We start from the raw sequence: 18,227 nt of genomic DNA, 5'->3' as shown, positions 1-18,227 counted from the left end.
ATGGCCAAATCCCTGTTGATCATCAGCCGCCAGTCGCCATGGTCCGGCCCTGGCGCCCGCGAAGCGCTGGACATCGTCCTCGCCGGTGGCGCGTTCGATCTGCCGATCGGCCTGCTGTTTCTCGACGATGGCGTGTTGCAACTGGTCGCCGGACAGAACGCCAAGGTTCTGCAACAGAAAGATCTCAGCGCCAACCTGCAGGCGCTGCCGATGTTCGGCGTTGAAGAGCTGTTCTACTGCGCCGACAGCGCCAGCAATCGTGGTCTGAGCAGTCTGTCGCTGGACGAAGCGCAGCCGCTCGGCGCCAGCGAAATCACCGCCCTTATTGACCGTTACGACCAGGTGATCACCCTCTGATGTCGACTTTGCATGTGTTGTCTCATTCCCCGTTCGGCGACGAGCGCCTGAACAGTTGCCTGCGCGTGATCGGCGCTGCCGACGCCTTGCTGTTATCCGGCGACGCGGTCTACGCCCTGCAACCGGGCACTGCGCCATTCGCCACGCTGAACGAGCGCCGGGTCAAGCTGTTCGCCCTCGCGGAAGACCTGCAGGCCCGTGCCATCGTTGCTCCCGACTGGGCCGAAGCCATCGATTACCCGGCCTTCGTCGAACTGTCGATCCACCACGACAAGGTCAACAGTTGGCTATGAACTCGATGAATGTCGGCGCCCGCGCCATCGAACTGGACAAGGACGGCTTTCTGGTCGACCTCGACGACTGGTCCCATGACGTTGCCAGCGCCCTCGCCGCTGCTGAAGACATCGACCTGACCCCCGAACACTGGGAAGTCCTCGACCTGCTGCGCAGCTTTTACGCGGAATTCCAGCTGTCGCCGGCCACCCGCCCGCTGATCAAGTACACCGCACTCAAACTCGGCCCGGACAAAGGCAACAGCCTGCACCTGAACCGACTGTTCAAAGGCACCCCTGCCAAACTCGCCGCGAAACTGGCGGGCCTGCCCAAACCGACGAATTGCTTATGACCGACTTTCCAGCGCTGACCCTTGAAACGCCCGCCGAGCACCCGTTCGCGCAGTTCGTACGGATCCTCGGCAAGGGCAAACGCGGTGCTCGCGACCTGACCCGTGAAGAAGCGCGGGAGGCCATGGGCATGGTGCTCGACAACAAAGTCGAAGACACCCAGCTCGGGGCCTTTCTGATGCTGCTGCGGCACAAGGAAGAAAGCGCCGAGGAAATGGCCGGTTTCACCGAAGCCTTGCGCGAGCGCTTGCAGGCACCGGCGCTGAATGTTGATCTGGACTGGCCGACCTATGCCGGCAAGAAACGCCATCTGCCGTGGTACCTGCTGTCGGCCAAGTGCCTGGCGCAACACGGCGTGCGGATTTTCATGCACGGCGGCGGCGCGCACACCGCCGGGCGCCTGTACACCGAACAACTGCTTGGCGAACTGAACATCCCGCTGTGCCGCACTTGGCAGCAGGTCGGCAGCGCGCTGGACAACGGCGGTCTGGCGTTCATGCCGCTGATCGACTGGGCGCCGCAGTTGCAGAAGATGATCGACCTGCGCAACACCATGGGCCTGCGCTCGCCGATCCATTCGCTGGCACGCATCCTCAACCCGCTGCGCGCGCGGTGTGGCCTGCAAAGTATTTTTCATCCGGGCTATCAAGCGGTACATCGCGAGGCCAGTGGTCTGCTCGGCGACACGGCGATCGTGGTCAAGGGTGACGGCGGCGAAATCGAGATCAACCCGGATGCCGACAGCCATCTGTACGGCACCAAGGGCGGCGAGAGCTGGGACGAGGAATGGCCGCAACTGTCGAGCCAGCGCCACGTCAAACCGGCCTCGCTGGACGTCGAACATCTCAAGGCTGTGTGGCGCGGCGAGGTGGTCGACAGCTATCCGCAAATGGCCCTGATTTCAACCATGGCCTTGGCCCTGCGCGGCCTCGGTCAAAGCCGCGAGCAAGCGTTCGCAACTGCCGAGCAGTACTGGGCGGCGCGCAACAAATCGATTTAACCGATCATAGACGCCCGATCTTTGCGCTTTTTGTTCGAACTCATCGGAATAGACTCGGCTCCAACGCTTATTGGAATCAGGAGTCTTGATCATGGGTTTACTCGTCGATGGCCACTGGCAGGACAAGTGGTACGAAAGCAGCAAAGACGGCGCCTTTCAGCGCGAACAGGCGCAACGGCGCAATTGGGTCACCACTGCCGGCCAGCCCGGGCCGAGCGGTGAAGGCGGTTTTGCCGCCGAAGCCGGGCGCTATCACCTGTATGTGTCGCTCGCCTGCCCGTGGGCACACCGCACGTTGATTCTGCGCAAGCTCAAAGGCCTGGAAAGCCTGATCGACGTGTCCGTGGTCAGCTGGCTGATGCTGGAAAACGGCTGGACCTTCGACAAGGCGCTTGGCTCGACTGGCGACAAGCTCGACCACTTTGACTTCATGCACCAGCGCTACACCGCCGACACCCCGAACTACACCGGGCGCGTCACGGTGCCGGTGTTGTGGGACAAAAAACTCAAGCGCATCGTCAGCAATGAATCAGCGGAAATCATCCGCATGTTCAACAGCGCCTTCGATGACCTGACCGGTAACGAGCTGGACTTTTATCCGGCACCGTTACGCGGCGAGATCGATGCACTGAACGAACGGATTTATCCGGCGGTGAACAATGGCGTGTACCGCGCCGGCTTCGCCACCTCGCAACAGGCCTATGAAGAGGCGTACGATGAAGTGTTTGCCGAGCTGGATCATCTGGAGCGGGTGCTGGGCGCCAACCGTTATTTGACGGGCGAATACCTGACTGAGGCAGACGTGCGCCTGTTCACCACGATGATTCGCTTCGACGCGGTGTATCACGGGCACTTCAAGTGTAATTTGCGGCGAATTGCCGATTATCCGAACCTGTCGAACTGGCTGCGTGAGCTGTATCAGTGGCCGGGGATAGCCGAGACGGTGGATTTTCAGCACATCAAAAATCACTACTACGGTAGCCACAAAACCATCAATCCGACGGGGGTTGTGCCGAAGGGGCCGGAACAGGATTTCACCATCGCCCATGATCGGGTGCGGCTGAGTGGGAAAGGAGTTTGGCGGCGGGGTTAATTGATTCGGTGTTTTTGAGGGCCTCTTCGCGAGCAAGCCCGCTCCCACAGATGATTTGTGCATGACACAGATCCAATGTGGGAGCGGGCTTGCTCGCGAATGAGGGCAACTCGGTTTTCAGACTTGCGCCTGAGCCCCTTCAAACCACGCCAGTTTCTCGCGCAGCTGCACCACTTCGCCGACGATCACCAGCGTCGGCGCATGCACTTCATGCTCCGCCACCAGGCGTGGCAGGTCGGCCAGCGTGCCGGTGAAGACTCGCTGATTGACCGTGGTGCCCTGCTGGATCAACGCCGCCGGGGTGTCCGCGCTGCGACCGTGTTTGATCAACTGCTCGCAAATCACCGGCAAGCCCACCAGGCCCATGTAGAACACCAGCGTCTGCGCCGGGGCGACGAGGTCGGCCCATGGCAGATCGGTGGAACCGTCCTTCAAGTGACCGGTGACGAAGCGCACCGACTGCGCGTAATCGCGATGGGTCAGCGGAATCCCGGCATACGCCGCGCAACCGCTGGCCGCCGTGATCCCCGGCACCACCTGAAACGGAATCCCGTGGGCCGCCAGCTCTTCGATTTCTTCACCACCGCGACCGAAGATGAACGGGTCACCGCCCTTCAAGCGCACCACGCGTTTGCCGGCCTTGGCCAGATCCACCAGTTGCTGGTTGATCTGATCCTGCGGCACGGCGTGGTCTGAGCGACGCTTGCCGACGTAGACACGCTCGGCATCGCGACGGCACAACTCGAGAATCGCCGGCGCCACCAGACGGTCGTACAGCACAACGTCGGCTTGCTGCATCAGACGCAAGGCGCGGAAGGTCAGCAGATCCGGATCACCCGGCCCTGCCCCCACCAGATACACCTCACCGGTGGTAACGGTCGCTTCGCCATCGATCTTGGCCTGCAACAGACGTTCGGCCTCAGTGCCCTGCCCGGCCAGTTGCCGGTCGGCAATCGGGCCTTGAAACACGTCTTCCCAGAAACCACGACGCTGCTGCACATCCGGAAACAGGTTTTTCACCTGATTGCGGAAACGCGCGGCAAGACCGGCCAGTTGGCCGTAGGTCGAAGGAATCCAGGTTTCGATCTTGGCGCGAATCAAACGGGCCAGCACCGGCGCATCGCCGCCACTGGAGATCGCAACGATCAGTGGCGAACGGTCGACGATCGCCGGGAAGATCACGCTGCATAGCTGCGGCGCGTCGACCACATTGACCGGCACGCAACGCCGATGGGCATCGCTGGAGACCTGAGCGTTGAGCGTTTCATCGTCGGTAGCGGCAATGATCAAACCGCAGCCGTCCAGATCCGCTTCCACGTAACCGCGCAGCACGCACTCGCCACCGCTGGCGGTGACCAGTTCGCGCAGTTGCGCTTCGATTTCAGGTGCGACCACCCGCAGCAGCGCACCGGCATCGGCCAGCAGGCGGGATTTGCGCAAGGCAATTTCCCCCCCACCGACCACCAACACACGACTGCCGCGCAGGTTGTGAAACAGCGGCAGATATTTCATTTAGCCGATGACCTCAAGGCCACCCATGTACGGCTTCAGCACGTCCGGCACGCGGATCGAACCGTCAGCCTGCTGGTAGTTTTCCAGCACTGCCACCAGCGTACGCCCGACTGCCAGACCGGAACCATTCAGGGTGTGTACCAGCTCAGGCTTGCCGGTTTCCGGGTTACGGAAACGCGCCTGCATGCGCCGGGCCTGGAAGTCGCCGCAGTTGGAGCACGACGAAATTTCGCGGTACTTGTCCTGGCTCGGAATCCACACTTCGAGGTCGTAGGTTTTCACGGCGCTGAAGCCCATGTCACCGGTGCACAGCGCCAGGGTGCGGTAAGGCAGACCCAGCAATTGCAGGACTTTTTCGGCGTTGGCGGTCAGGCCTTCCAGCGCTTCCATCGACTTCGACGGCTCGACGATCTGGACCATCTCAACCTTGTCGAACTGGTGCTGACGGATCATGCCGCGAGTGTCGCGACCCGACGCACCGGCTTCGCTGCGGAAGCATGGGGTGTGGGCGACGAACTTGATCGGCAGCAGTTTCGAATCGACGATTTCACCGGCCACGATGTTGGTCAGCGACACTTCGGCGGTCGGGATCAGGTACAGATCGGCTTCGCCTTCGCGAGCGATCTTGAACAGGTCTTCTTCGAACTTCGGCAACTGGCCGGTGCCTTGCAGCGCCGGGGCCTGAACCAGATAAGGCGTGTAAGCCTCTTCGTAGCCGTGCTCGTTGACGTGCAGGTTGATCATGAACTGCGCCAGGGCGCGGTGCAGACGGGCGATCGGGCCGCGCAGCAGGGCGAAACGGGCGCCGGACAGTTTGGCGGCGGTTTCAAAGTCCAGCCAGCCGAACTTCTCGCCCAGCGCGACATGGTCTTTCACTTCGAAATCGAAAGCAGTCGGCGTGCCCCAGCGGCGCACTTCAACGTTATCGTCTTCGTCTTTGCCAACCGGTACCGATTCGTGCGGCAGGTTGGGGATACCCAGCAGAATCGAGTCCAGTTCGGTCTGGATCGCGTCCAGCTCGACTTTACCGGCACTCAGCTCGCCCGCCATGCGCTCGACGTCCGCCATCAGCGGCGCGATGTCTTCGCCACGCTGCTTGGCCTGACCGATGGATTTGGAACGCGCGTTACGCTCAGCCTGCAGTGCTTCGGTGCGGGTCTGGACGGTCTTGCGCTGTTCTTCCAGCGCTTCGATGCGCGCGGTGTCCAGGGCAAAGCCACGGGAAGCCAGGCGGTCCGCTACGTCCTGAAGGTTGCTACGTAACAGTTTGGAATCGAGCATGTCGGTTTCTCGTTATCAAAGTTTGGTCAGGGACAGGCCGGCCCACGTCGCGAGCAGCCCGCCGAATACGCTGATCGCCGCATAGCCCAGGGCCAGCGGCACTTGCCCGCTTTCCAGCAGGCGCACCGTATCCAGTGAAAAGGATGAAAATGTCGTCAGCCCCCCGAGGAAGCCGACCATCAACCCGGCACGCACCTCGATCGGCACCTCCGGGCGTATCAAAAACAGGCCGTACAACACGCCAATCAGCAGACAGCCCACGATATTAACGGCCAGCGTCGCGGTATAGAAGTGCCGCGGCCAATTGGCGTTGACCCAATTGCCGGTGGCGAAGCGCAACAGGGTGCCGGCAATCCCGCCGACGGAGACTGCAACGATCAATGGAAGCACTATTTTCTCCGCTGTCTTGGGCTTAAACGGTCGAGTTGGGAAAGGTGGTTGAGCTTCTCGCCGATCTTCAATTCCAGGCCACGGGGCACCGGTTGATAGAACGGAATCGGCTCGAGCTCTTCCGGGAAATAATCTTCGCCGGCGGCATAGGCATCCGGTTCGTCGTGGGCGTAGCGGTATTCGTCGCCATAGCCCAATTGCTTCATCAGTTTGGTCGGTGCATTGCGCAAGTGCAGCGGCACTTCCAGCGAACCGTATTCGGCAGCGGCGCGCAGCGCGGTCTTGAAGCCCATGTACACCGCGTTGCTTTTCGGCGCGCAGGCCAGATAGGTGATGGCCTGGGCCACCGCCAGCTCGCCTTCGGGGCTGCCGAGGCGCTCCTGCACTTCCCACGCCGCCAGACACAGGCTCAGGGCACGCGGGTCGGCATTGCCGATGTCTTCGCTGGCCATGCGCACCACGCGCCGGGCCAGGTACAGCGGATCGCAGCCGCCATCGATCATCCGCGCAAACCAGTACAGCGCGCCATCGGGGTTGGAACCGCGTACCGATTTGTGCAGCGCGGAGATCTGGTCGTAGAACGCTTCGCCGCCCTTGTCGAAGCGTCGCCGGGTGTCACCGAGCAGACTTTGCAGTAACTCGGTGCCCATCTCGCTGTTGTCTTCGGCCAGATCCGAGGCATTCTCCAGCAGATTGAGCAGGCGCCGGCCATCGCCGTCAGCGGCCGACAACAGCATCTGGAAGCCTTCGTCACTGAGGGTCAGGTTGCGCTTGCCCAGCCCACGCTCTTCGGTGAGCGCGCGGTGCACCAGTTTGCGCAGCGCCGTCTCGTCGAGGCTTTTCAGCACATAGACGCGGGCCCGCGACAACAGCGCGTTGTTCAATTCAAACGAAGGGTTTTCGGTAGTGGCGCCGATGAAAATCAGCGTGCCGTCTTCGACGTACGGCAGGAACGCATCCTGCTGCGATTTGTTGAAGCGGTGCACTTCATCGACGAACAGAATCGTGCGCTTGCCGTACTGACCGGCCTGCTGCTTGGCGATTTCAACGGCCTGACGGATCTCCTTGACCCCGGCGAGTACCGCCGAGACCGTTTCGAAGTGCGCATCCGAGACTTCCGCGAGCAATCGCGCCAGGGTGGTCTTGCCCACGCCCGGCGGCCCCCAGAAGATCATCGAATGCAGGGCACCCTGCTCCAGCGCCTCACGCAGAGGCTTGCCACGAGCGAGCACGTGCTCCTGACCGACGTACTCATCCAGATTGGTCGCACGCAAACGCGCGGCCAGTGGCTGGGCAATCGGTGCACTGCGAAACAGATCCATCACGTAGCGTTGAAACCTCTGATTGTCTGAAACCGGTTGGAATACCGGTGGCGAGGGAGCTTGCTCCCGCTGGACTGCGTAGCAGTCCCCGCTTTTGATTCAAGAGCGGGGCCGCTTCGCGCCCCAGCGGGAGCAAGCTCCCTCGCCACAAAAGCTCCAAGCCACAAGAGCCCAACCCGGGATCCGGGTTTATTCCTGGATTACGTCAGCACCCTTCGGGATGTCGAACTTGAACTTCGACGCCGGTACCGCTTCGTTGGCCTTGACCCCGGTGAACAGGATGTTGGTGCGCTGACCGACGCTGTCGATCAGTTGCATGTCATTGAGCAGGCCATTGCGGAACGACAGGCGCAGGTTATCGAACAAGGTGTCCTTGGTTTTCGGCTTCAGAGTGAAGTCGATCACGCCGCCCGCCTCTTTCGCGGTGATATCAAAACTCTGGCTGATCTTCGACACGTCGCCGGACAGCAGCAGCGCCGGGGTCTGAGTCAGACGCTCGTCGAGCTTCTTGATGGTCGCCTGCTCCAGATCCGGGTCCCACAGGGTGACCTTTTTGCCGTCGGAGACCATGGTCTGCTCGTTCGGGGCTTTGGTGTGCCAGTAGAACAGGCCCGGACGCTGCAGGGTCATCTCACCGGTGGTTTCCTGCAACTGGGTGCCGCTGCCGTCGAGGGTCAGCTGCGAGAAGTTCGCGGTCAGGGTTTTCGACGTTTCCAGCAATTGGGTCAGACGCGCCACGTCCTTGTCATCGGCGTGGGCCGTGAACGTGGTCAGCGCCAGTACTGGCAACAGCATGCGGATAAGACGCATGGGAGTCCTCTTGAATACTCGTTGGGAGAGCGGCGGCACATCATTGTCCCGCCTCTTGCGTTTGCAATCAGTCGCGTACCGGGCCCGGGGCCAGGACTTCACGGGAACCGTTGGTGTTCATTGAGGTGACGACCCCGGCCATTTCCATGGCTTCGATCATGCGCGCAGCGCGGTTGTAACCGATCTTCAGCTTGCGCTGTACTGCAGAAATCGACGCCCGGCGGCTTTCCAGGACGAACTGTACGGCTTCGTCATACAGCGCGTCGGCCTCCGGATCATCACCGTCGCCGCCACCGCTGCTGCCTTCAAAACCGCTGCCCGCCTCTTCGACACCGTTGAGGATGTCATCGTTGTATTCCGGTGCGCCACGCAGTTTCCAGGCTTCGACCACGCGGTGTACTTCATCGTCGGAAACGAACGCACCGTGCACCCGGATCGGCAGGCTGGTGCCCGGCGGCATGTAGAGCATGTCACCGTGACCGAGCAGTTGCTCGGCGCCGCCCTGGTCGATGATGGTCCGCGAGTCGATCTTGCTCGACACCTGGAACGCCATACGGGTCGGAATGTTGGCCTTGATCAGACCAGTGATCACGTCCACCGAAGGACGTTGGGTCGCGAGGATCAGGTGAATACCGGCGGCACGCGCTTTCTGTGCGATACGGGCGATCAGCTCTTCGACCTTCTTGCCGACGATCATCATCATGTCGGCGAATTCGTCGACGACCACGACGATGGTCGGCAGCTTCTGCAGCAGCGGCGCTTCGTCGTGAATGCTTTCGCGCTTGTACAGCGGATCGCTCAACGGCTCGCCGGCGTCCTGGGCTTCCTTGACCTTGGCATTGAAGCCGGACAGGTTACGCACGCCCATCTTCGCCATCAGCTTGTAGCGACGTTCCATCTCGGCAACGCTCCAGCGCAGGGCGTTGGCGGCGTCTTTCATGTCGGTCACTACCGGGCACAGCAGGTGCGGAATGCCTTCGTAGATCGACAGCTCGAGCATTTTCGGGTCGATCATGATCAGCTTGGCGTCGTCCGGGCCGGACTTGAACAGGATCGACAGGATCATCGCGTTCACGCCCACCGACTTACCGGAACCGGTAGTACCGGCGACCAGCAGGTGCGGCATCTTCGCCAGGTCAGTGATGACCGGTTTGCCGCCGATGTCGTGGCCCAGGGCCAGGGTGACCGGCGATTTGAAGTTGTCGTACTCGGGGGTCGACAGCACTTCGGAGAAACGCACGATCTGCCGGTCTTCGTTAGGAATCTCGATACCGACCGTAGTCTTGCCCGGAATCACCTCGACCACCCGCACGCTGGTCACGGCCAGCGAACGTGCAAGGTCTTTCGCCAGGTTGGCGATGCGGCTGACCTTGACGCCGGCGGCAGGCTGGATTTCGTAACGGGTAATCACCGGGCCCGGATGGATCGAGTCCACGGTGACCTCGACGCCGAATTCCTTGAGCTTGATCTCCAGCAAGTGGCCGACCGCTGCCAGGGATTCCGGCGAGTAATTGAGTTGTTTCTTTTCCGCAGGATCGAGGATCGAGATCGGCGGCAAGGTGCCTTCCACGGCGCTGTCGACGAACAACGGCGCCTGCTTCTCTTTCTGCACGCGCTTGCTTGGCTCGGGCGCCTTGGCCGGAGCCGGGGCGATGACCGGCGGTACCTGCTTCTCGCGATCGGACATGTGCTTGCTCAGGGCCTGCTCGCGCTCGATCAGGCGCTCCTTGACCTTGGCCTGCTCACGCTTGTCGGTGACAGTCGGGGCGACCACATCGTGGACGCGGTCATCGACTTCACGCAGTTGCGCGACCAGTTGCTTGCGCTCGGTACGCGCCGACCACCAGCGGTTGATCGCGCCCTGAAACAGTTCGAACAGGTCGAGAGTGATCTTGCCGGTGACGTCCATCACCTTGAACCACGACAGGTCGGTGAACACCGTGAGGCCGAACAGGAACAGCGCAATGAACAACAGCGTGCTGCCCTGAATATTCAGCGCGTTGCGCGCCAGATCGCCGAGACTTTCGCCCAGCGCCCCGCCCGCACCCGCCGGCAGACCGGTGGCGGCGTGAAAATGGATATGCGCCAGCGCAGCGCCGGACAGCACCAGGAACACCAGACCGATCAGACGCCAGGAGAACAGCCAGCCGCTCCACTGCCACGGCTCGTGACGTTGACGGAAGATCTGATACGCCTTGACCGCCAGCAGCAGCGGGAAGATGTACGCGAAGTAACCCAGCACCATGAACAGGATGTCGGCGCTGTAGGAACCGGCGGGGCCGCCGAAATTCTGCACGTCGTCAATCTTGCTGTTGTGGCTCCAGCCCGGATCATCCTTGCCGTAGGTCAGCAAGGCCATCATCAGGAAAAGGCACAAGGCACCGATGGCGATCAATGCACCTTCCTTGAGCCGGTAGTGCAATTGCTGGCGCCAGAGCGGAACGACTGTTTTTGGTGCTGCGGTGGATTTCTTCAAAACGCTTCTTTTCCTGCGCCCGGGGCGCGTCCATCTATTGAATGTCGATAAAAAACTGCCCAATCCAGGCAGGTAAAAAAGTGAACCGGCGCATCTGAGACTACTTTTAACACTGTGCCGCAGCTTTTATAAACACGGCCATAAACACAGCGCTCTACAAATATTCTGTAACAGCCCGGCATTGTACGGGTTTGTGCGGCTGATGCCATGCTTCAAACCCCATAGCTGAGCATAGCCAAGCGCACAAATCCTGCGGTTCAATTTGAGCATGCATTGCCTTTTGTGACAAAGGCTTATGAGGTGTATTTGATGAACGCAGCGAAGCATTCACGCCTGATCATTCTCGGTTCCGGCCCCGCCGGTTACAGCGCCGCCGTGTACGCTGCCCGTGCCAACCTCAAACCGGTGGTGATTACCGGGCTGCAGGCCGGTGGTCAGCTCACCACCACCGTCGAAGTCGACAACTGGCCTGGCGATGTCGAAGGCCTGACCGGCCCGGTGCTGATGGAGCGCATGCAAAAACACGCCGAGCGCTTTGCCACAGAGATCGTTTACGACCACATCCACACCGCCAAGTTGCAGCAACGCCCGTTCGAGCTCATCGGCGACAGTGGCACTTACACCTGCGACGCTCTGATCATCGCAACCGGCGCTTCGGCGCAGTATCTGGGCCTGCCTTCGGAAGAAGCCTTCGCCGGCAAAGGGGTTTCGGCTTGCGCGACCTGTGACGGCTTCTTCTATCGCAATCAGGTGGTCGCCGTGGTGGGCGGCGGCAACACCGCTGTCGAGGAGGCGCTGTACCTGTCGAACATCGCCAAAGAGGTGCACTTGATCCACCGCCGCGACAAATTGCGCTCCGAGAAAATCCTCCAGGACAAACTGTTCGAAAAAGCCGCCAATGGCAACGTTCGCCTGCACTGGAACCAGAATCTGGACGAAGTGCTGGGCGACGCCAGCGGTGTGACCGGCGCGCGCCTGCGTGACAGCCACACCGGGCAGACCCGCGAACTGGCACTGGCCGGCGTATTCATCGCCATCGGCCACAAACCCAACACCGAGCTGTTTCAGGGCCAATTGCCAATGCGCGACGGCTATCTGCTGGTCAAGGGCGGTAGCGACGGCGACGCCACCTCCACCGAGATCCCCGGCATCTTCGCTGCCGGCGATGTGGCCGACCATGTCTACCGCCAGGCCGTGACCTCGGCCGGCGCCGGTTGCATGGCGGCACTGGACGCGGAGAAGTATCTGGACGACATTCCTGTCATTTAACGGCACACTTTAGCGCGGGCCTCGCGCCCGTACCGCCCTCCCCTTCTGCAAGCCTGGACGCCATGCTGACTTGGTTACAACGCAATTCCCTGACTTTCCCGCCCCTGGATAAGGCCATGCGCGATCCCAATGGATTGCTGGCTGCCGGTGGCGATCTGTCCGCCGATCGTCTGGTGCAGGCTTACCGGCACGGCTGTTTTCCGTGGTTTTCCGAAGGACAGCCGATCCTCTGGTGGTCGCCGGACCCACGCACCGTGCTGTTTCCCGACGAACTGCATGTTTCGCGCAGCCTCGGCAAACTGCTGCGCAAGCAACGCTACCAAGTGACCTTCGATCAGGATTTCGACGCAGTGATTCGTGCCTGCGCCGCGCCACGGGACTACGCCGACGGCACCTGGATCACCGAAGCCATGCAGGACGCCTACCTCGAACTGCACCGCCGCGGCTTCGCCCACTCGGTCGAGGTCTGGGATCAGGGCCAACTGGTCGGCGGCCTGTATGGCCTGGCGATGGGGCAGCTGTTTTTCGGCGAATCGATGTTCAGCCGCGCCGACAACGCCTCCAAATTCGGCTTTGCCACGCTGGTGCAGCATCTGAAGGCAGCGGAATTCGTTCTGATTGACTGCCAGATGCCGACCGATCATCTGCACAGCCTCGGCGCCCGCGCGATCCCCCGCCAGGAATTCGCCGACTATCTGGCTCGCCACCTGGATCAACCCAGTCGTGCCACTTGGGTTTGCTGAGCGACTTTTGCGCGCGTGGCTTACACTTAATTCACCAGCTTATCCCGAGGGTTGATCATGACCGAGTTGGCGCGCTTGAAGTTCTATGCCACTCAGCCTCATTCCTGCAGTTATCTGCCCGAGGAGCAGGCGACGACGCTGTTTCTCGACCCGAGTCAGCCCATGGATGTGCATGTCTACGCAGACCTGTCGGAAATGGGTTTTCGTCGCAGCGGCGATCATCTGTATCGGCCCCATTGCCAGAATTGCAATGCGTGCGTGCCTGCACGCATCCCGGTGGCGCAGTTCAGCCCCAACCGCCAGCAAAAACGTATTTTCAAACGCAATGCCGATCTGCAGGTACGCCCGGTAAAACCGCACTTCAGCGAAGAATATTTCGATCTGTACCAGCGCTATATAGAACAGCGACATGCCGACGGCGACATGTACCCGCCGAGCCGCGACCAGTTTTCGACCTTTCTGGTGCGCGACCTGCCCTTTTCGCGCTTCTATGAATTTCGTCTCGACGGACGGTTACTCGCCGTCGCGGTAACCGATCTGCTGCCCAACGGCCTGTCGGCGGTCTACACCTTTTACGAACCTGACGAGGAGCGCCGTAGCCTGGGCCGTTTCGCAATCCTGTGGCAAATCACCGAAAGCCAGCGCCTGGGGCTGGAAGCGGTGTATCTCGGTTACTGGATCAAGAACTGCAAAAAGATGAGCTACAAGACCCAATATCGCCCCATCGAATTGCTGATTAATCAGCGCTGGGTGATCCTTAACTGATCGCAAGCCGTAAACCCCTTGGCTTAAACCGCCTTTTTCGGGCACAATGCACGCCGCTTTTGCCTGGCGCAGTTGCACCGGGCCATTCATTGGATACCGAGGGCTTTACTGCATGTCGAAAGAAGACAGCTTCGAAATGGAAGGCACTGTCGTCGACACCCTGCCCAACACCATGTTTCGTGTGGAGTTGGAAAATGGGCACGTCGTAACCGCGCATATTTCCGGCAAGATGCGCAAGAACTACATTCGTATTCTTACCGGTGACAAAGTGCGCGTCGAGCTGACGCCCTATGACTTGAGCAAAGGGCGCATTACTTACCGCGCTCGTTAATCAAGTCAATACAGAACGCCCGGTTTATGCCGGGCGTTTTTGTATCTGGGGTTTGGGTTTGGGTGTATATCCGTTTCTGCGGGTGCTGCCGCTGGCGGTTTCGCTCTTACAGCGAGTCACCTTTTCCAGACGCCGAAAAGGTAACCCAAAAGGCTTTGCCCCGGCGTACGGCACTTCGCTTAGGCTCAGTGTTCCCTCGCTACGGTGTCCATCCGGGGGCATCGCCTCCGGTTTGCTTCGCTGCACTTCCTCTCGATGTATGCGGCTTCGCCGCATGGCGCTGCGCGCCTAACCCCCTGATGGACACCTACGCTCGGCCTGCCGAAGGGGCAAAAGATCAAAAGCCAGATCAAGAGCCAAAGCCAAAGCCAAAGCAGATCAAAAGATCACAGCCTTCGGCAGCTCCTACATGGGATTGGGTGTTTTCATTTGGAGTTTGGTCGGCTGACAGGCCGCCTTCGCGAGCAAGCCCGCTCCCACAGTGGATTGGGGTAGGCAGTTGGAGATTGGCAGACTGGTCGGCCGCCATCGCTGGCAGGCCAGCTCCCACAATTGGGCCGGGTGCATCAGCAAGAGATTGGTCGGCTGTCAGGCCGCCATCCCCAGCAGGCTGGCTCCTAAAATTCAGAGAGCGTGCAACCCTGCGGCGAAGCCGCCCCACTCAACACAATGAGCGTTAGCTCGAGTAAAGCTTTTGATCTCAGGGCCCGTCGGCAGGCTGAGTGGAGGGATTTATCCGGGGGTGGGAGCGCAGCGACCGTTTGGCGCAGCCAAACACAGCGAGAGGAGGTGCAGCGAAGCAAACCGTAGGCGCTGCTCCCCGGATGAATCCCGCAGCGAAGGAACCCGAGCCTAAGCGAGGGCCGAACGTCAGGGCATAGACCTTTTGGTTACTTTTGGGGCGTTTGCCAAAAGTGACCCGCCGTCAGGGCGGAACCCTAAGCGGCCGTTACCGCAGCAACGGATATACACCCAAACACCAAATCCAGACACAAAACAAAAAAGGCGCCCGAAGGCGCCTTTTAAATCTACAACCGTCAGGCCATCTCAGCCGTAGTCTCAAAGTCAAACGTCAACTCACCATCCTTGATGTCGATGTGCACCACACCGCCATGCTCGGCCAGCTCGCCAAACAGAATCTCCTCCGCCAGCGGACGCTTGATCTTGTCCTGGATCAGACGCGCCATCGGACGTGCGCCCATCGCCGAGTCATAACCGCCGGCCGCCAGCCAACTGCGCGCCGCATCGGTAACTTCCAGCAACACACGCTTGTCTTCCAGCTGCGCCTGTAGTTCGGTAAGGAACTTGTCCACCACACTTTTGATGACCTCATGGCTGAGGCGACCAAACTGGATAATGGTGTCCAGACGGTTACGGAACTCCGGCGTGAAGCTCTTCTTGATCACTTCCATCGCATCAGACGAGTGGTCCTGATGGGTGAAGCCGATCGAAGCACGCGCCGCGGTTTCGGCGCCAGCGTTGGTGGTCATGATCACGATCACGTTGCGGAAATCCGCCTTGCGCCCGTTGTTGTCGGTGAGCGTGCCGTGGTCCATCACCTGCAGCAGCAGGTTGAAGACTTCCGGATGCGCCTTCTCGATTTCATCGAGCAGCAATACGCAGTGCGGCTGCTTGGTGATCGCTTCGGTCAACAGACCGCCCTGATCAAAGCCAACATAGCCGGGAGGCGCACCGATCAGACGCGATACGGTGTGGCGCTCCATGTACTCGGACATGTCGAAACGCACCAGTTCGATACCCAACGCCTTGGCCAGTTGCCGCGCAGCCTCGGTTTTACCGACACCGGTGGGACCTGCGAACAGGAACGAACCGACTGGCTTGTCGGGCGACTTGAGGCCGGCACGGGACAGTTTGATCGCGGTCGACAGCGAATCGATCGCCGCATCCTGACCAAACACCGTCAGCTTCAGGTCACGCTCCAGGTTACGCAGCAGTTCCTTGTCGGAGCTGGTGACGTGTTTCGGCGGAATCCGCGCAATCTTCGCCACAATGTCTTCAACCTGCGGCACTTCGATGCGCTTGACGCGCATCTCGACCGGCTGCAGGCGCTGGTAGGCACCCGCCTCGTCAATCACGTCGATGGCCTTGTCCGGCATATGCCGGTCATTGATGTAGCGCGATGCCAGTTCAGCAGCGGCGCGCAACGACTCATCGCTGTATTCGATGTTGTGGTGCTGCTCGAAACGCCCTTTCAGGCCGCGCAGGATACCGATGGTGTCTTCCACCGACGGTTCGACGACATCGACCTTCTGGAAGCGTCGCGCCAGCGCACGATCCTTCTCGAAGATGCCGCGAAATTCCTGGAACGTGGTCGAGCCAATGCAGCGAATGTCGCCAGACGACAGCAGCGGCTTGAGCAGGTTCGAGGCATCCATTACGCCACCGGACGCAGCACCCGCACCGATGATGGTGTGGATCTCGTCGATGAACAGGATCGCCTGCGGACGTTTTTTCAGTTCATTGAGCAGCGCCTTGAAGCGCTTCTCGAAATCACCGCGATACTTGGTGCCTGCGAGCAGTGCACCGAGGTCGAGCGAATAGACGACGCTGTTGGCCAGCAGATCCGGCACCTGGTTGTCGACAATGCGCTTGGCCAGGCCTTCGGCAATCGCGGTTTTACCCACGCCTGCCTCGCCGACCAGCAACGGATTGTTCTTGCGCCGGCGCGCAAGAATCTGCGCGACACGCTCGACTTCCGATTCGCGGCCGACCAGCGGATCAATCCGACCCTGGCGCGCGAGTTCGTTGAGGTTGCTGGCATAAGCATCCAGCGGATTGCCTGAAGAAGAAGACTCACCGCCCTCGTCGTCCTGCATATCTTGTTCACCTTCAGAGTGATCGCCGTGCCCTGGCACTTTGGAAATGCCGTGGGCGATGTAATTGACGACATCAATGCGCGCAACGCTCTGCTGTTTCAGCAGGAATACGGCCTGACTCTCTTGCTCACTGAAGATTGCAACCAGCACGTTGGCGCCGGTTACTTCGCGTTTGCCCGAGCTCTGCACATGGAAGACAGCACGTTGCAGTACACGCTGGAAGCCCAAAGTTGGCTGGGTTTCGCGATCTTCGTCATGGACGGGGATCAGTGGCGTGGTGGAGTCGATGAACTCCTGCAGGTCGTGCTTGAGTTTGTCGAGGTTTGCGCCGCAGGCACGCAATACGGTGGCGGCAGCCTCATTGTCCAATAGGGCCAGCAGCAGGTGTTCGACGGTCATGAATTCATGACGCTTCGAACGAGCCTCCTTGAAGGCAAGATTGAGGGTGACTTCGAGCTCGCGGTTTAACATAGCTTCACCTCATACCCAAGTGGTCGGCGATTAACCGTCCTTCTCGATTTCACAGAGTAGCGGATGCTGGCTTTCCCTGGCGTACTGGTTGACCTGCATGGCCTTTGTCTCGGCGATGTCGCGGGTAAACACTCCACATACTGCCCGTCCTTCTGTGTGAACGGCCAGCATGACCTTGGTCGCCAGCTCGCGATTCAGGTTAAAAAACACCTCGAGCACTTCGACGACGAAATCCATCGGTGTGTAGTCATCGTTGAACAAAACCACCTTGTACATCGGCGGCGCCTGTAACGCAGGCTTTGCTTCCTGAACAGCAACGCCTGCCGAATCGTCGTCGTGCTCCTGTGGAAGATCCTTTTGGAGAAGCGGGCGATCCTGATTGAATGTTAGTCGAATCTGGCTGATTGCATGCATGGAAAGAAAGGTTCGTCAGTTGTGCAAATACAGTGGTGGGGGCGGCTGTACACCTTTTCAACTCCGACTGCCCGGTCACCTTGACTATCGGGAAAACGGTGTTACAACCAATAGAGCCCACAGTGGGTAAAAAAGATCCGCGGAGTCAATTCTTTTAACGAATCAGATTGCGGATGTCCTGGATGATACTCCAGCGATGGAGTCTGTTGCAGAGGGATTTGAGCATGGCTGTCGGCAAGGTCAAGTGGTTCAACAATGCCAAGGGGTTCGGCTTCATCAACACCGATGCCCGGGAAGGACGCGACGAGGACGGCAAAGAGATCGATTTCTTTGCACACTACTCCGCCATTGACATGGACGGGTATAAAACCCTCAAGGCCGGACAAATCGTCAACTTCGACATCGTTCAGGGCCCCAAAGGCCTGCACGCGGTAAAAATCCAGGCGGAGAAGGAGACAAACGAATCGGCCAAGCATGCCTCCCAACAAGAAAAGGTATCAGGCTGACTCAACCGTCACCCAGTCATGAAAAAA

General features: G+C 60.1%; 18 protein-coding genes. 10 read left to right on the top strand and 8 right to left on the bottom strand.

Going from position 1 to position 18,227, the window contains the following annotated elements:
• From tusC to AC1RBR_RS10770, 5 genes are all read left to right on the top strand, one after another.
• A complete protein-coding gene (gene tusC / locus AC1RBR_RS10790) occupies positions 1-357 on the top strand; it encodes a sulfurtransferase complex subunit TusC (RefSeq protein WP_492564277.1) in 357 nt (118 codons plus the stop codon).
• Positions 357-650 (top strand): sulfurtransferase complex subunit TusB, encoded by a 294-nt coding sequence (tusB, locus tag AC1RBR_RS10785; protein ID WP_047295098.1) that lies wholly within the window; start codon positions 357-359, stop codon positions 648-650. The genes tusC and tusB overlap by 1 nt, the downstream gene beginning before the upstream one ends.
• Positions 647-982 (top strand): TusE/DsrC/DsvC family sulfur relay protein, encoded by a 336-nt coding sequence (locus AC1RBR_RS10780; protein ID WP_492564275.1) that lies wholly within the window; start codon positions 647-649, stop codon positions 980-982. Before tusB ends, AC1RBR_RS10780 begins: the two co-directional genes overlap by 4 nt.
• A complete protein-coding gene (locus AC1RBR_RS10775; protein WP_492564274.1) occupies positions 979-1,980 on the top strand; it encodes a glycosyl transferase family protein in 1,002 nt (333 codons plus the stop codon). The genes AC1RBR_RS10780 and AC1RBR_RS10775 overlap by 4 nt, the downstream gene beginning before the upstream one ends.
• 91 nt (positions 1,981-2,071) lie before the next feature.
• Positions 2,072-3,073, top strand: coding sequence for a glutathione S-transferase family protein (locus AC1RBR_RS10770; protein ID WP_492564272.1), 1,002 nt, complete (start codon positions 2,072-2,074; stop codon positions 3,071-3,073).
• Positions 3,074-3,190: 117 nt separating this feature from the next.
• Here the strand turns inward: AC1RBR_RS10770 and cysG are convergent, their stop codons facing one another.
• The 6 genes from cysG to AC1RBR_RS10740 all read right to left on the bottom strand — a co-directional run bounded on the left by cysG (position 3,191) and on the right by AC1RBR_RS10740 (position 10,864).
• Positions 3,191-4,585, bottom strand: coding sequence for a siroheme synthase CysG (gene cysG, locus AC1RBR_RS10765; RefSeq protein ID WP_443532401.1), 1,395 nt, complete (start codon positions 4,583-4,585; stop codon positions 3,191-3,193).
• Positions 4,586-5,866, bottom strand: a complete 1,281-nt coding sequence (serS, locus tag AC1RBR_RS10760; protein WP_492564271.1) for a serine--tRNA ligase — start codon at positions 5,864-5,866, stop codon at positions 4,586-4,588.
• 15 nt (positions 5,867-5,881) lie between these two features.
• Positions 5,882-6,256, bottom strand: coding sequence for a fluoride efflux transporter CrcB (crcB, locus tag AC1RBR_RS10755; RefSeq protein WP_027614675.1), 375 nt, complete (start codon positions 6,254-6,256; stop codon positions 5,882-5,884).
• Positions 6,256-7,578: a replication-associated recombination protein A gene (locus AC1RBR_RS10750; RefSeq protein ID WP_443532397.1), complete on the bottom strand. Its 1,323-nt coding sequence runs from the start codon at positions 7,576-7,578 to the stop codon at positions 6,256-6,258. The genes crcB and AC1RBR_RS10750 overlap by 1 nt, the downstream gene beginning before the upstream one ends.
• A gap of 189 nt (positions 7,579-7,767) precedes the next feature.
• A complete protein-coding gene (gene lolA / locus AC1RBR_RS10745; protein WP_443532396.1) occupies positions 7,768-8,388 on the bottom strand; it encodes an outer membrane lipoprotein periplasmic chaperone LolA in 621 nt (206 codons plus the stop codon).
• 67 nt (positions 8,389-8,455) lie between these two features.
• Positions 8,456-10,864, bottom strand: coding sequence for a DNA translocase FtsK (locus AC1RBR_RS10740; protein ID WP_115985561.1), 2,409 nt, complete (start codon positions 10,862-10,864; stop codon positions 8,456-8,458).
• A gap of 309 nt (positions 10,865-11,173) precedes the next feature.
• Here AC1RBR_RS10740 and trxB point away from each other — a divergent pair, with 309 nt between their 5' ends.
• From trxB to infA, 4 genes are all read left to right on the top strand, one after another.
• The gene (gene trxB / locus AC1RBR_RS10735) at positions 11,174-12,133 is read left to right on the top strand and encodes a thioredoxin-disulfide reductase (RefSeq protein WP_115985563.1); all 960 of its coding nucleotides are present in this window, start codon (positions 11,174-11,176) and stop codon (positions 12,131-12,133) included.
• 62 nt (positions 12,134-12,195) lie between these two features.
• On the top strand, positions 12,196-12,876 hold the full coding sequence (gene aat / locus AC1RBR_RS10730; protein WP_492564268.1) for a leucyl/phenylalanyl-tRNA--protein transferase: 681 nt from the start codon (positions 12,196-12,198) through the stop codon (positions 12,874-12,876).
• Positions 12,877-12,933: 57 nt separating this feature from the next.
• Complete coding sequence (locus tag AC1RBR_RS10725; protein ID WP_095138940.1) at positions 12,934-13,641, top strand: arginyltransferase; 708 nt, start codon at positions 12,934-12,936, stop codon at positions 13,639-13,641.
• A gap of 112 nt (positions 13,642-13,753) precedes the next feature.
• Positions 13,754-13,972 carry a translation initiation factor IF-1 gene (gene infA / locus AC1RBR_RS10720; protein WP_002553999.1) on the top strand — a complete coding sequence of 73 codons (219 nt, stop codon included), beginning with the start codon at positions 13,754-13,756 and terminating at the stop codon, positions 13,970-13,972.
• 1,037 nt (positions 13,973-15,009) lie between these two features.
• Here infA and clpA read toward each other — a convergent pair.
• On the bottom strand, positions 15,010-17,280 hold the full coding sequence (gene clpA, locus AC1RBR_RS10715; protein ID WP_007964841.1) for an ATP-dependent Clp protease ATP-binding subunit ClpA: 2,271 nt from the start codon (positions 17,278-17,280) through the stop codon (positions 15,010-15,012).
• Between the two features lie 30 nt (positions 17,281-17,310).
• Positions 17,311-17,694 (bottom strand): ATP-dependent Clp protease adapter ClpS, encoded by a 384-nt coding sequence (clpS, locus tag AC1RBR_RS10710; RefSeq protein WP_011334948.1) that lies wholly within the window; start codon positions 17,692-17,694, stop codon positions 17,311-17,313.
• Between the two features lie 224 nt (positions 17,695-17,918).
• Here clpS and AC1RBR_RS10705 point away from each other — a divergent pair, with 224 nt between their 5' ends.
• A complete protein-coding gene (locus tag AC1RBR_RS10705; RefSeq protein WP_095139051.1) occupies positions 17,919-18,200 on the top strand; it encodes a cold shock domain-containing protein in 282 nt (93 codons plus the stop codon).
• Positions 18,201-18,227 lie beyond the last annotated feature (27 nt).

It is taken from the genome of Pseudomonas sp. GW823-FHT01D03, from assembly GCF_058798255.1.
The sequence above is the reverse complement of the archived record's forward strand: the minus strand, read 5'-3'. Positions and strand labels throughout refer to the sequence as shown.